General features: G+C 44.5%; 13 protein-coding genes. 11 read left to right on the forward strand and 2 right to left on the reverse strand.

Translation table 11 applies throughout. The features are described from left to right. Window positions 1-469, forward strand: a 469-nt coding sequence (locus tag AB4Z17_RS03915) for a response regulator transcription factor (protein ID WP_441958246.1), incomplete at its 5' end; no start/stop codon positions are given. A 186-nt stretch (window positions 470-655) separates the two neighbouring features. On the opposite strand, the gene AB4Z17_RS03920 is transcribed toward AB4Z17_RS03915, so the two are convergent. Beyond that, complete coding sequence (locus tag AB4Z17_RS03920; protein WP_441912782.1) at window positions 656-1,222, reverse strand: TetR/AcrR family transcriptional regulator; 567 nt, start codon at window positions 1,220-1,222, stop codon at window positions 656-658. A 195-nt stretch (window positions 1,223-1,417) separates the two neighbouring features. On the opposite strand from AB4Z17_RS03920, the gene lpdA reads away from it, so the two are divergent. From lpdA to AB4Z17_RS03935, 3 genes are read left to right on the forward strand one after another with little or no spacing between them, the layout of a single operon-like run. Next, window positions 1,418-2,818, forward strand: a complete 1,401-nt coding sequence (gene lpdA, locus AB4Z17_RS03925) for a dihydrolipoyl dehydrogenase (RefSeq protein WP_441958248.1) — start codon at window positions 1,418-1,420, stop codon at window positions 2,816-2,818. Window positions 2,819-2,848: 30 nt separating this feature from the next. Continuing rightward, complete coding sequence (locus AB4Z17_RS03930; RefSeq protein WP_441958250.1) at window positions 2,849-3,481, forward strand: HlyD family efflux transporter periplasmic adaptor subunit; 633 nt, start codon at window positions 2,849-2,851, stop codon at window positions 3,479-3,481. Next, complete coding sequence (locus tag AB4Z17_RS03935; protein ID WP_441958252.1) at window positions 3,465-4,649, forward strand: ABC transporter permease; 1,185 nt, start codon at window positions 3,465-3,467, stop codon at window positions 4,647-4,649. Before AB4Z17_RS03930 ends, AB4Z17_RS03935 begins: the two co-directional genes overlap by 17 nt. Before the next feature lie 109 nt (window positions 4,650-4,758). On the opposite strand, the gene AB4Z17_RS03940 is transcribed toward AB4Z17_RS03935, so the two are convergent. Beyond that, on the reverse strand, window positions 4,759-5,466 hold the full coding sequence (locus AB4Z17_RS03940; RefSeq protein WP_441912777.1) for a GntR family transcriptional regulator: 708 nt from the start codon (window positions 5,464-5,466) through the stop codon (window positions 4,759-4,761). A 347-nt stretch (window positions 5,467-5,813) separates the two neighbouring features. Here AB4Z17_RS03940 and AB4Z17_RS03945 point away from each other — a divergent pair, with 347 nt between their 5' ends. The 7 genes from AB4Z17_RS03945 to AB4Z17_RS03975 all read left to right on the forward strand — a co-directional run bounded on the left by AB4Z17_RS03945 (window position 5,814) and on the right by AB4Z17_RS03975 (window position 14,043). After that, complete coding sequence (locus AB4Z17_RS03945; protein ID WP_441958253.1) at window positions 5,814-7,148, forward strand: hypothetical protein; 1,335 nt, start codon at window positions 5,814-5,816, stop codon at window positions 7,146-7,148. A 49-nt stretch (window positions 7,149-7,197) separates the two neighbouring features. Then, window positions 7,198-8,313 carry an ABC transporter substrate-binding protein gene (locus AB4Z17_RS03950; RefSeq protein ID WP_441958255.1) on the forward strand — a complete coding sequence of 372 codons (1,116 nt, stop codon included), beginning with the start codon at window positions 7,198-7,200 and terminating at the stop codon, window positions 8,311-8,313. Between the two features lie 86 nt (window positions 8,314-8,399). After that, window positions 8,400-10,046, forward strand: coding sequence for an ABC transporter permease (locus AB4Z17_RS03955; RefSeq protein WP_441958257.1), 1,647 nt, complete (start codon window positions 8,400-8,402; stop codon window positions 10,044-10,046). Window positions 10,047-10,058: 12 nt separating this feature from the next. Further along, complete coding sequence (locus AB4Z17_RS03960; protein ID WP_441958259.1) at window positions 10,059-11,141, forward strand: ABC transporter ATP-binding protein; 1,083 nt, start codon at window positions 10,059-10,061, stop codon at window positions 11,139-11,141. Window positions 11,142-11,173: 32 nt separating this feature from the next. Continuing rightward, window positions 11,174-12,121 carry a ComEC/Rec2 family competence protein gene (locus AB4Z17_RS03965; RefSeq protein WP_441958261.1) on the forward strand — a complete coding sequence of 316 codons (948 nt, stop codon included), beginning with the start codon at window positions 11,174-11,176 and terminating at the stop codon, window positions 12,119-12,121. Window positions 12,122-12,174: 53 nt separating this feature from the next. Then, window positions 12,175-12,993 (forward strand): inositol monophosphatase family protein, encoded by an 819-nt coding sequence (locus tag AB4Z17_RS03970; protein ID WP_441958263.1) that lies wholly within the window; start codon window positions 12,175-12,177, stop codon window positions 12,991-12,993. A gap of 288 nt (window positions 12,994-13,281) precedes the next feature. Beyond that, window positions 13,282-14,043, forward strand: coding sequence for an IclR family transcriptional regulator (locus AB4Z17_RS03975; RefSeq protein ID WP_441958265.1), 762 nt, complete (start codon window positions 13,282-13,284; stop codon window positions 14,041-14,043). Window positions 14,044-14,125 lie beyond the last annotated feature (82 nt).

A 14,125-nucleotide genomic window follows, 5' to 3' on the forward strand; every position in this document is an offset into this window, starting at 1 on the left:
TCCCTATATCACTCGCAGTAAGTCTCAGTCTGTTCTTTGTATGCCGGTTTCCTTTCCGGGAACATCATCGCAATCTGTTCTTTATTTGGAGAATAATCTGATCTCCGATGTATTTACGAAGGAGAGGCTGGAAGTGCTGGATCTTATGATTGCACGGATGGTTTATTTGAAATCGTCAGAGGAATTTCTAATGCAAAGCAGTGCGTCTAGTAGCGATTCGGAGTATAGTCCACTAGATATCGCTGCCAATGCTGCACAGCCGCAGCCGCTAGTTGAACTGCTGACAAACCGTGAAGCAGAGATTTTGTATGCTTTAACCGATGGATTGTCAAATAAGGAAATCGCCTATCGTTTTGGATTAAAGGAAAGCACAGTGAAAAGTTATGTATTCCATCTATACGGAAAATTAGGCGTGAAACGGCGCAGTCAGGCCATTGCGCGTGCAAAAGAATTAGAGCTGGTTAATTAGTTGTATAGGATAGGCATTTATATGTGTCGGGAATACAGAAGAGAATATCTCAAAGATAACTCAATCTGCTTAAAAAATCATGTAAATATTGAATAAAAAGGCGTTACAGAGATTTATTTCTGTGACGCCTTTTTTATATTTTAGCCTGATTATTATGGATCAAAATTGGACATTCAACGGATAATACTAGGCTCTAACCAGCTCTTTGGCATACTGCTTGCCTGCCGAAAGAAGAGTGCCGCTCAGTTCTGGATCGTGAACAGACCGTGCAAGAACAAGAGTGCCGACCATTGTACTGATCAGTGCGCTGCCCTTGGTTGTGTCAATTTCCGCTAGATTGGAGATAAAAGCAATCATCCGCTCTAGTTCGTGGGTGAATACTTGCCTAACCTCTTCGGAAGAACGGGAAATTTCGCCAGAAAGAGCAGGAAGAATGCAGCCCATCTCAGTTTTGTCGCGGTGATACGGACTTAAATAATAATCGATGACACTATTGATTTTGGGATTCTGCTTCTCCTGATCAGCAGCATTCTGCAAAATCGCAATGGTATCGCTGATAGCATACCGGCAGGCTTCGGCGACCAGCTGTTCTTTGTTGTCAAAGTGTGAATAAAACCCTCCATGCGTAAGTCCTGCCCCCTTCATAATGAACGGAACACTTACATCGAGTATACCCTTCGTGCGAAAAGCTTGGGCAGCACTTTCAACGATCTTATTCCGCACTTTCAACTTATGACCTTTGGGATACGGTATTGTAATCACTCCACAGCTTCATAATTGTATCTTCAAAATATTATAGTCGTCATAATATAGGGTGTCAATTGAGTGAATTCAGCAACGGGTAGCTTGGGAAGGGCTTAATACAGCTGTTGACGATTTTAAAATATGATGGTTATAATATATTATGGTCATCATATTTTAAATGGTTTCAACAGGAGGGATCAGGATATGAGTACGCTTGAATCTGTAGAAACATTGGTCATTGGATCAGGTCCGGGAGGTTATGTGGCGGCGCTTCGTTCTTCACAGCTTGGAATGAAGACGGCGATTGTGGAACGCAGTCAGCTCGGCGGGGTCTGCACGCATGTTGGCTGTATTCCATCCAAAGCATTAATTGCAGAATCGCATCGCTATGATTTGCTTAGGCAGTTCAATCATACGGATTCGGCAGCAGCATTTAATATTGCGCAGCATTTCAAGCAGGGAATTGTGAAAAAGCAGGCAGGAGGAGTTAGCTATTTATTAAAGACTGCTGGTGTGAGCATTTTGGAGGGAGAGGCCAGTTTGGTTGATGAACATACAGCAATTATTCAGCAAAGCGGCCGGGAGCAAACGATTTCTTTTAGAAACGCCATATTGGCAACGGGATCTCGTCCGATCGAGCTGCAAGCATTTCCGGTTGGAGGACGTATACTATCTTCCACAGAAGCGCTATCGCTCCCTGAAGTTCCGACCAGTTTGGTCGTTATTGGCGGCGGTTATATCGGAATCGAACTCGGCCAAATGTATGCCAAATTTGGAACAAAGGTATCGATTCTAGAAGGAGGAGAACAAGTACTGCCGGGCTTCGAGGCAGACCTCGCGATCCCTGTGGTTCGGCAGTTGAAAGCCGATGGTATTCAAATGATTACTGGGGCGACAGCACAGAAAGTGGTGCAGCATGCTGATTCAGTTACACTGCAGTATTTAAAAAACAAGGAGCAACATGAGGTTACAGCGGAGTATGTGTTAGTCACTATCGGCAGAAAACCTAATACAGATGGTCATTTAGGGCTTGCGAACATAGGCTTGCCCGTGACGGGCAGGGGACTGATTGAGACAGACGAACAGTGCAGAACGGTTATTCCAAATATTTTTGCCATTGGAGATATTACGGCTGGTCCGGCACTCGCCCACAAGGCTTCTTACGAAGCGAAAATTGCGGCAGAAGCCATTGCTGGTCATGCCTCTGAGGTTAATTATAAAGCCATTCCGCTCGTCGTTTTTTCTCATCCAGAGCTGGCCAGCGTTGGTTTAAATGAAACGGAAGCAAAAGCTAAATTCATCCCGATTGTTATTGGCAAAGCTTCTTTTGCAATCAACGGAAGAGCTTTGGCATTGAGGGAGACTGAAGGGTTTGTGAAAATTTTGGCGGATCCATCCTCAGGAATCGTGATCGGTGCGCAAATCGTTGGCGTGGAGGCTTCAACACTCGTATCAGAGCTTGGCCTTGCTATTGAGATGGGAGCAACCGTGGAGGATTTGGCTTTGACCATTCATCCCCATCCGACATTGGGTGAAGTAATTATGGAAGCTGCAGAAAACGCGGTTAGAAAAATGATGAAGATAAAAAAAGAGCAGCAGATTTAACTGCAAATAGAGAATGGGAGAGATTGAGGAATGAAAATAAAAGCAGGTTTTTATATTGGGATTGCGGTTGCGCTGATCGTTGGAGGTTCACTTCTTGTTGTTAAAGGAAAGGATGCAGTCAGTCAGGCTGAGATGAGGAAACAAGGCGTGCTTGAGGCGGAGCAAACGACCCTGTTTTATCAGAAAAGTCCAGGTTCGATTGTAGAGGTGGATGTGGCTGCGGGTGACTGGGTAAAACGGGGTGATGTGTTGTTCAAGGTTAAATCAGCTGAAGAAGGAGAAGCAGATATGCTTGCACTAGATGACGGGTTGATCAGCAGAATTGCGGTTAAGCCGGGGGATCAAGTAAAGCAAGGAGCGCCGATGGCGGTTTTGCAAAAAAACAACTATTATACAGACCTCTACATACAGGAAAGTGAGATCCAAAAGCTTCAGGTTGATCAAAGCATTGGTATTCATTTTCCATACTTGGATGATCCCGCACAGGTGAATGGTGTTGTGACTTCGATTTCAGCGGCCCCTCAATTTGCGAACTTGCGCATGTCACGTGAAAAGGGGCAAGCAGATTTAAGTATGTTTCTTGTCCGAATAGCTGTGGATTCAAATGCTGATTTGCTTCCGGGAATGACGGCGGAGGTGAGACTTGATGAAATCGCTGATTGACGAATGGAGGTACGTATCGGGCAGTAAGTATTTGCGTTTAATCTTTATTGGTCCGCTTGTTGCGGCCCTATTTTTTGGATTAATGTTCTCGCATAACCAAATTAGCGAATCGCCTGTCGTAGTCATTGATGAGGATCACAGCTCGTATTCGCGGCAGCTGATCTCGAAAATAAATGCTTCCCCCTACATGAAAGTTACAAATGTGTACGCGAGCCGCCTGAGCCCGGAAACATTGCTTGCAAATGAGCAGGCTGTAGCGGTCATCATGCTGCCTAAGCAGCTTCAGCAGCTTCAGCAGCAGGGCATATCAACGAATATCGGCATTTTAATGGATAACACGATGCCCTCTGGGTTAACCGGCATTCGGACAGCGATTCAGGAAGTCATCGTAACGGAAAATATGACCCTCTCTATGTCCCGCCTGGTTCAAAAAGGGATGGACGCCGAAACCGCTAGAGGCGTTGTTTCTCCGTTGTCTCTTCAGCAGCGGATGCTGTTTAATCCAACCACAAGTTATGTCGGCTTTATGGTGCTTGGTTTTGTAAATATTGTGGTTCTCATGATTACAACAAGCGCAGCGGGCTCTATTGCGCCTCGTTTGCGTCAGGAAGGGAAGCTCTTTGCAAACGGAAAGTCGCCCTTGCAGCTTTGGATTCGCAGTGTACCTTACGCGGTCATGACCGCCCTTTCGCTGCTCTTATGTTATGGATTACTGAAGCAGGTGGGGGGAATGCGGTTTGAAGCGGAGCCTTATCTTTTTATTATCCCATTGCTTGTTTATGCCTTTGCGTTGTCACTTATGGGGCTGTTGATCGGATACTCTGCCAAAGATTTGTCTAAAGTCAATTTGCGAACCAGCTTCGTATTGTATCCGTCATTTCTTGCAACTGGAATTCAACTGACTCCGCTTGCTTTTCCAGAGCCATTTCAAATTTTTGCATGGGTATTGCCGATGAACTGGCTTAACCGCCTCATACGCGGGATGGCGTTTCGGGATGGAGCGCTAACAGCCTACAGTCAGGAGCTCGGAGCACTGCTGATCATTATAGGCGGGGTATCCTTATTCATTGGATTACTGGTACTGCGGGAAGCAGGGAAAACATATTCCAGCCGGGAACGAGTCGTGAGTGCGGACATTCTGCCGAGCAGCGGTTCGTTAAATAGTTAAGTTCCTTACCCGTTCGAATAACGCCCTTGACTAAGATAGATACCCTATTTCAGTCAAGGGAACACGGGGGAATACGAGAGTTCATATTCTCGACTGTTCGAAGGTTTGTTTATTCGCGTTTAATAAATAGTTTAAAGACACTATTTTTCAAATAATCAAGGGAGTAAAAAACAGGTTTATCGTTATCGTCATAGTGGAGCTGCTTTAATAAAATAATTTCATTGCCGAGTACATCGATAGCATTCTGGTCGAGCAGCTTGGAGCTGTTTAACGCGCAGATTTCAGTAATGGCATAAGCAATATGAATCCCCATCTTGTTTTTCAAAAAATCAAAGATAGCCCCCGTAAATTCCCCATCGATATGCCCTGTGACCAAGCTTTGCGGGAAAATATTATAATAAAAAGCTACCTTGTTCCCATTCGCAGTTCTAGACCGCTCCAATACGACAACGGGTTCATCAATTTGCAGTTGTTTTTTCCAATCATCCTCCGGCTCACGCGAATAAATCTTGATGTCTAACTCGCTTTCGGTATAGCCCCCGTTTTTAATCATTTGCCCCACGCTTTGAAGCTTGCTGAGTGGATTGATTATAAAATCAGAGCGGTTGTTAACGTAAGTGCCGACCCCGTTCTTGCTTATAAGAATCCTTTCCCGCTGAAGCATCTTGAGCGCTTCCCGAAGAGTAGGACGACTCACTTCATATTTTTTTGCTAGTTCAGGCTCGGAAGGAAGTTTATCCCCAGGCTGCAGTTCGCCTTCGTTAATGCTTCTTTCAATTTCCTCTTTGACTTTGAGGTAAAGCAGTTTCTTCTCCAAATTGCGCTTTTCCTCTCCGTAAGTTGATTATATCGTTCTTCAGATCTATGCTGTCTGACAACATGATTGTAGCATATTTTTGTTTTTTTGATCAACTATACAGCTTATATGGCACTAATCATCTATACAATTATTTAACATTGGATGGATTGACACTGCGAAGATATTTTCCCTATAATTTGAGATGTCAGACAGCATGAGCTTGCATAAAACGAAGAATGGAGGGGTTCTCGAATGAGGCTGCAATGATTCTGTGCTGCTGCTCTGGGCTGCAGAATTTTTAGCTCGTAAGCTTATACCGATCTTCAATTGAAATTCATTTCATTTACCGGAGGGGAAGTTCGTATATGAAGAAAACCATTTTAAGTCTTGTGACTGCATGTGCATTGGTCATTCCTTTCTTCAGCGGAGCTGCTGTAACGCATGCAGCAAGTCATTCGGAATTAGCCGCTCACTGGGCGCCTCAGATTTATCAAGATGTGAATGCTGATCTAGACGTTAGAGCCGATTTTATAACCAATTTCAATTATGATGGCGACTTTATTGCACGTAATAATTGGGATAATCTTAACAACTTCAATCAAAATGCTTATGTCTACTATAAGGTATCAGAAACGCTCACTCATTATTTCATCGAGTACGATCTCTTCCACGCTAGGGACGATGCTTATACGAGACCTCTTGATGCGCATGAGAATGACCTCGAAGGTTTGTTCTTAGTCATCAGAAAAGATGGATCTACATATGGATCTTTTCAGCTAATGGAGACCATGGGCCATAATCAGTGGTATGACTATACGAATGATCCTAACATTACTTCAGGCTCAGACGATGTCGATGGCGGGGTTCTATTCAATGGTAGCCATCCTAAAGTATTCAGCCAGGCGAATGGCCAAAGCCCTAGCGGAGGACATGGCGTCAAAGCCTATGACGGTTCAAGCGCTCCAGGCGGAGATGGGATTGTTTACAATTATACGGGTACAGCCGAGTTCCCAACGAATACTTCCGGAAGCTACACTAACCAATACGGCTACGATTTAATTGAATGGGGCGATCTTTGGAGCAAAAGAACCGATCCTAACATTTTCTCCTCATTCGGTACATTTGCAGGCGATAATCATACGGCCAACTCAGCAAAAGCGCCTTGGGGCTGGGATGATAGTGACGATGGCCCTGCCCTTCAGGGGATGAACTGGTCAGATCCGGCTCATCAAGTAGACGTACATCTGAATGGTCTTGGTCAATTCTCGCATACGTATGTCTCTAATCCGTATTATTCTCATAAGATTACCTTGCTTAATATGCAGAGTCTAGAGGATCGTGATCCGTTTGGCGGAAAAAGCGATATCTACATTAAAGCTTTTGTAAATGGTCAAGGCCAGACGGACGCTAGGTTCTGGAAAAAAAATGATGCTCCGAAATTCCAAAATTTCAACATCGCTTTCGGCGCAAATGATGCGGAATTTGGACCTAACTTCTCTGAGAGCTACAACACCGTTTATGTTGCCAAACCATCCAATACGAATGTGGAAATCCATGCTTATGATTCAGATGGAACCTCGGGTGACGATGACATGGGATATGTATCGGCAGTTGTTGCTCCTGGAAATACGGTGACATGGAACAATGCTGTAACAAGTAATGGACAAGCCATCATATCAGCGATTGTGTCAGCGAAGTAATTGAAGGATAGAGAATGGGCATAGCCCTATAAAAAATAGGAGGATGGAAATGTTTAAGAAACCAACAGCAAAATTATGGGGTACGGCCGTACTGGCAGCTTTTATGGCAACAAGCCTTTTATCGGGATGCGGTGCAAACAAAAATAATCAAGAATCTGCAAATAAAGCAACCAATGCACCAACGAATGCACCGGTAGTGGAAACGGAAAAACCAGCACCAGCATCGAAGAAATTGGTTGTATATGCAGCGCTGAATGAGGATGACATTGTCCAAATTCAGAAGAAATTTAAAGAGGATACAGGGATTGAGCTGGACTATCTGCGTGTAGGAAATGCTGGAGAGACCAGCACGCGAATTCAAGCGGAGAAGGATGCGCCGCAAGCAGATATTTTTGTGGGAGGCTCGGTTGAATTTCATCAGACACTTGCTGATCAAGGGCTGCTTGAGGCCTACACATCTCCAAATGCCAAAGAGATTGAAGAGCGCTTCAACGATCCGAAAGGCTTCTGGCAGGGTTGGTATATGGGTGTTCTAGGTATTGTTCTAAATACGGAAAGATTCAAAAAAGAGCTGGAGCCTAAAGGGATTAAAGAACCGGCTACGTGGGACGACTTGCTTGATCCTGCTTATAAAGGTCAATTTGTAACATCGAACCCTGCGACAGCGGGCGGCGGCTACATCTTTGTTGCGGATCAATTATTCCGCTTGGGTGAAGAGCAAGGCTGGGATTATCTCTCTAAGCTAAATAAAAACGTCCATCACTATACAAAAGCTGCTGGAGACGGAATCAACCTTACAGCAACAGGCGAATTCATTGCCGGTATGTCTTGGGCGCATGATATCGTCAAATCCGCCAAGTCCGGTTACCCGATCAAAGTTATCGTTCCAGAGCAAACCGCATTTGAAATTGGCGGTGTAAGTATCGTAAAAGGCGGAGCGGATCTAGAAAATGCGAAGATATTTGTAGATTGGCTGTTAACGAAGCCAGTTGGAGAAATGAATACTCAGCTCTCCAACCGCTACTCTGTAAGAAAAGATGTAGCTGCTCCAGAAGGCATGATCAAGATTGAAGATGTGAAGCTTGTTGATTATGACAGAACCAAGGCTTCCGAAATGAAAGCAGACGTTGTAGCAAAATTTACGGAAATGATCGACAAGAAATAATTAACAGATAAACGAATGCACTCCGCCTGCGGCCATGCGTTAGCAAGCGGAGTGTATACACGTTTAACCGAAAGGTGTGAAAGGTTTTGTTTTCAACTACTGTCAAAGACACCTGGGCGGAATTGAAAAGGTTAAAAAATGATCCTGTATTAGCGGCAGCTATTATTGTGATCATGCTTATTACAAGTTATTTTGTTGTGTGGCCAATTCTTAAAGTGATCAGCTTCTCTCAATTAGGGGATTATCTGAAGCTATTTACATATCCCAGATGGTATCATGCGGCATTGAACAGCTTGTTCATGATGGTGATTTCCAGCATCTCGTGTATGGTCGTCGCATTCATATTTGCCTATACGATGACAAGATTGAACGTTCCATTTAAGGGACTGTTCCGATTTATAACGATCCTGCCTATCGTTTCACCGCCGTTTATTGTGGCGTTATCGTATATCCTCCTCTTTGGCAGACAAGGGATGATTACGAAATATGTGCTGCATGTAAATTTTGATATCTATGGCTGGCACGGCTTATGGCTGGTTCAGACCATTACTTTTTTTCCATACGCTTATGCCGTCATATATGGCGTTATGAAGTCAACCTCAACGAATTTGGAGTATGCGGCTTACAATCTTGGAGCAACGCATTGGCAAGTATTTAAGAACGTACTGCTGCCTCTTTGCAGACCGGGTATAGCGGGTGGGGTACTAATTGCAGCGATGAGTGTTTTAGCGGATTTTGGCAATCCCATCGTTATAGGCGGAAACTTTAATGTACTGCCGACAGAGGCTTATATGCAGATGTCAGGTATGTTTGATTTGAAATCGGCTTCTGTGCTGTCAACAGCTATTCTGCTTCCTGCACTTGGTTTATTTGTATGGAATAGAGTCTGGGTTGGCAAAAAATCATATGTTACTGTCACAGGCAAAGAAACATCGCTTGAATATTTCCCTCTGCCTCCTGCTGTGAAATGGACATTGTTTGGATTCTGCATGTTCGTTACAGTCTTTATCCTTGCGGTATATGGCGTTTTGGTATACGGCGCTTTTACTAAAACTTGGGGGTACGATTGGTCGTTCACTCTCGAAAATTTGACGTATGTTGCCGCAAAGGGCCGTGAGATGGTTAACAGTATCAAGTTTGCGGCGATTGCTTCGCTGGCTTCAGGCGTTCTGGCTTTGCCGCTCGCTTTTATCGTGCAAAGAAAACGAGTAGGCATTAATCGGCTGCTTGATTTCTTGGCCATATTGCCAGGGGCTGTTCCGGGCGTGTTCCTAGGGCTGGGCTTTGCAATGGCTTTTAATGGTCAGCCGCTTCATCTTGCAGGGACTTCTCTTATCATGGTTCTAGCGCTCATGGTTTGGAATTTGCCAACCTGCTATAGTGCGTGCCTTGCTGGACTGCAGCAGATCAGCGGAGCGCTTGAGGAGGCATCGCTTAATCTGGGGGCAAGTAACATAACGACCTTCAGGAAGGTGCTTCTGCCGTTATTGAGAGGAGCGTTTATCTCAGGCATTGTCGTATCTTTCCTGCGGTCCGTCACTTGCCTCAGCGTCATCATTTTTATTTACTCAGCAAAAACTTCCGTAGGTACGGTGTCGATTCTCGGGCTTGTACAAAATGGGGAATGGGGAAGTGCATCAGCCTTTACGATCGTACTCATCTCTATTGCTTTTATTGTACTGGCAGCCGCTCAGCTGTTTCTAAAGAAACAAGGCAGATCGATAGAACTTTAAGTGGAGGATAACATGAAGACAGAGGAACAGATGATTCAAATTACGAATATGTCGAAAAGATTTGGAGATTTCGAGGCGATCAGTCACGTTTCCCTCGATATTCCGGCGGGCAGCTTTACGACGCTGCTCGGGCCAAGCGGCTGCGGCAAAACGACGCTGATGCGGCTGATTGCAGGATTTTATGAACCGGATGCCGGTGAAATATATATTCAAGGCAAAAAAGCGAACGGGCTTCCGGCATTCAAGCGCAATACGCCGCTAGTCTTTCAGGAATATGCGCTTTTCCCGCATATGACCGTGTATGAAAATATTGCATACGGCTTAAAGCTTATGAAGCTTCCTCGGCAAGAAGCGAGGGAGAAAGTGGATGCGATGCTGAATATGTTTGGACTTCAAGGGATGCAGGATCGTCTTCCTAGAGCGCTTAGCGGCGGACAGCAGCAGCGAGTTGCCTTTGCAAGAGCACTTATTATGGGACAGAAGATATTATTGATGGATGAACCGCTAAGCAACCTGGATGCCAAAATGAGAGTTGAAGTAAGAAATGAGCTTAGAGAGCTGCAGCAGCGCCTCGGAATTACAGCTATCTTCGTGACACATGATCAGGATGAGGCTTTGGCAATCTCTGATCGGATTGCTGTGTTCAACAAAGGGCGTATCGAGCAAGTCGGGACGCCTTGGGACATTTATTTTAAACCAAATAATAAGTTTGTAGCTGATTTTGTAGGGACAGCTAATTTCATAGAGGGTGAAGTTGCAGCGATAGAAGAAGACGATTTGATCATAAAATGCGGTGTCTCTGTGCTGAAGGTGCATCGTGGCGAATATCCGTTTCGGTCCGGCGACAGAGTAACCTTGGTCATTCGACCGGAATGCATCTCAATAGGCGAAGCGAAAAATGGAGAGGAGAATGTTTGGAGCGGGATCATTCAAAGAAGCAGCTTTCAAGGACGGATGATTCGTTATTGGATTGATGGCTCGCCGCTGCAGTGGATTGTGGATGATTCGAGCCCAAGTGTGCGCGGGTATCTGCAGGGCACCGTGCATTTGTCTGTAGATAAGCAAAAAATTCATCTGCTGCCTATGGAAAGGTGAAACAGCGAAACTAACCATAAAGGTGTTGAGATATGATGAGCGCTAAAGTTCAGTTTCTGAATGTAGGCTGGGGAGATGCTCACCTCATTGTACTCCCTTCAGGAAAAGTGTGTTTAATTGATGGGGGAGACGGTGAAACCTCGCCTTTTCAAGACCATCCCTTATCTTGGATGAACCGTAACAGCGTTGAACAATTGGACTGGATGATTCTAACGCATATCCACGAGGATCATGTGAATGGCCTATTGGACATCGCCCGAGTGAAATCAGTAACCAAAGCGATTCTCCCCTATGAACCGTTCATCCTTCCGCCAGAGCAGCTGGTTCAAGAACGAGGGGATGATTTTACAAAAAGAGTATTCGCTATGCTGGCCTCTTATTTGGAACTGGTTCACGTCTTAAGCGAGCAAGGGACTGAAATTTTATGGCGGAGCGCCTATGGATCTAGCGAGGACAGTATCGTTTGGTCAGAGGAAGGTGTTGTCTTCACTCATTTGTACCCATGGCATGGCGATCCTCTGCCGGCTTTTGATGTTTTATTTGAAGCAGGCACGAACTCAGCATGCTACGAGGATGATTATATTCTTGAGAATACCGCCAAATTTTTTGAGCTATCCAATCATGATAGTTCTGTTTATCGGCTTAGCTGCATGGAGGAGCCGGATTCGAATGTTCTTTTTGGCGGTGATTTATTGGAGCCGGGATGGGAACGTTTAGCACAGCGAATAGACATTAGAAGCTCAATTTTAAAGGTCTCTCATCATGGGCTGCAGGATGGTTTTAATGCTCGCATATTATCTTGGATACAACCGAAGCATTGCATTATACCCATTAGCATCATACGATCTTCGGCTTTTCTGAATGAATGGGAGGAGCTTCGTTCCAATACAGACGCAACTTTCTATTTGACGGGCAGTCTAGCACCCAGTGAGAAGCTCGAAATCGAAAATGGGAGTTTAAAGGTTGAGATCGGATTTTAACTATGGATTCATAAACTTATTATTAATCTAGTTGTGATAGGAGTAGTGCAGTAATGAACGAACAGCTAGAAATGGAAGATACGATAATGCGGGATGCGGTTCGTTATGTGAAAGAAGCAGGGGCATTGATTTTGGAGCTCATGAAGCAGCCTCTTCAAATTCATGAAAAGAAAAATCAATCCGACCTTGTAACGATAGTAGATATGCAAAGCGAAGAGCTGCTTCGCAATCGAATCTTGAATGATTATCCGAGCCACTGGATTTTATCGGAAGAAACAGATGGCTGCAGGGAAGACTCTCATCATTTAATGCTGCAGCCGCCTTCAGGATACGGGTGGATTATTGATCCCGTCGACGGGACAACAAACTTTATTCATAAAATGGCCCATTTTGCGATTTCGGTTGGCATCATAAAGGATGGAATTCCGATATGTGGAGTCGTTTATAATCCGGTAACGGATGAGCTTTATTTCGGCCGGAAACATGGCGGTGCGTTTCTGAACGGCATTCCGATTCAAGTCGGTCAGGAGCAAGAGTTAGGTCAAGCTCTGCTCGGCACGGGATTCCCGGCCAAGGAATGGAAAGCCAATTCAATCGTAGTGGAGCAAATAGCAAAAATAACGGGTGCAGCTAGAGATGTGCGTATTATTGGCTCTGCTAGCCTTGATTTATGTTTAGTGGCATCGGGGAGATTGACTGGATTTTGGCATGATGGGCTTTATCCTTGGGACGTCGCCGCTGGCTTGATTATTATTCAAGAAGCGGGCGGGAAGATATCAAACCGTGCCGGAAATGAATTTAAATTGAGCGATGAAACGCTAGTTGCCTCCAATTCGTACATTCACCATTCTTTGTTAGCTGTTTTGAAGTGAGAGCCTTGAAGGAAGCAGGAATATCAGTAAGAAAAACAAGAGATCACCTTAAAAGAACATAAAGATGACGCCAAGAGATATTTCTTGAGCGTCATTTTTGTTTTTGTTATCGAAACAAAAATAGATTCGTTGAGCTGTGCCGCGTTTTTATCTTTTAAAAGGTGGTCCGCTGTATGATAACAGAGGGTAGACATTGCAATTAGAGTTTGCTATTATTTACCCAACAATATTTTAGAACACGGTTTTATAATATAAAACCACTTCTAGGAGGGGAGCGAGCAAAAGAATATGCCCATCATTCAAGCATTGGATAGAGCATTGAAAATTATCGACTTATTCGATGAGCATCATATGGAGTACAAACTGTCTGAAATTAGCTCAGAAATGGATTTGCACAAAAGTACAGTTCATTCATTGTTGAAAACGCTTCAAATTCATGATTACATTACACAGGATGAGCAGACTGGGAAATACCGCCTCGGGATGAGGTTTGTAGAGAAGGGACAATTGCTTCTCAATCATTTTGATATTCGGGAAATCGCTAGACCGCATCTTAGGGCTTTGTCTGCCGCCACTGGCCAAACGACACATTTGGTCATTATGGATGATGGAAAAGAAGGGATATACATTGATAAAGTAGAGGGGCATAAGGCTGCAATTCGTTATTCACGTATCGGTCGCAGAATACCTTTGCATAGCAGCGCCGTGGGTAAGGTATTGGCGGCTTTCCGGTCTATCAAAGAACAGGGGCAGATTGCGGAAGGACATACGTTTGTTAAGCTTACGGATAAGACGATCGACAGCCCCGAAGCTTTTTTGAAAGAGTTGGAGCAAGTCAGTAAGCAAGGTTATGCTATTGATAATGAGGAGAATGAGCCGGGGGTCCGGTGTGCCGCTGCTCCGATATACAATCATAACGGACATGTGATAGCGGCGATGAGCATATCCACCATGGTAGCACACGTTGATGATCAAGAACTGGCACAATTAATTGGCCTGATTCGGCAGGAAACGAGTGAAATTTCTCGCCAGCTAGGTTATCAGTTCTAAGATGAGCTTCCTGAGCAATAACTATTGAGTTAATGCTAGATCGACATGCGGTGAAAGCAAGTCGATCTATATTATAATTTGA

It is taken from the genome of Paenibacillus sp. TAF43_2 (genome assembly GCF_052113545.1).
Taxonomy (GTDB): domain Bacteria; phylum Bacillota; class Bacilli; order Paenibacillales; family Paenibacillaceae; genus Pristimantibacillus.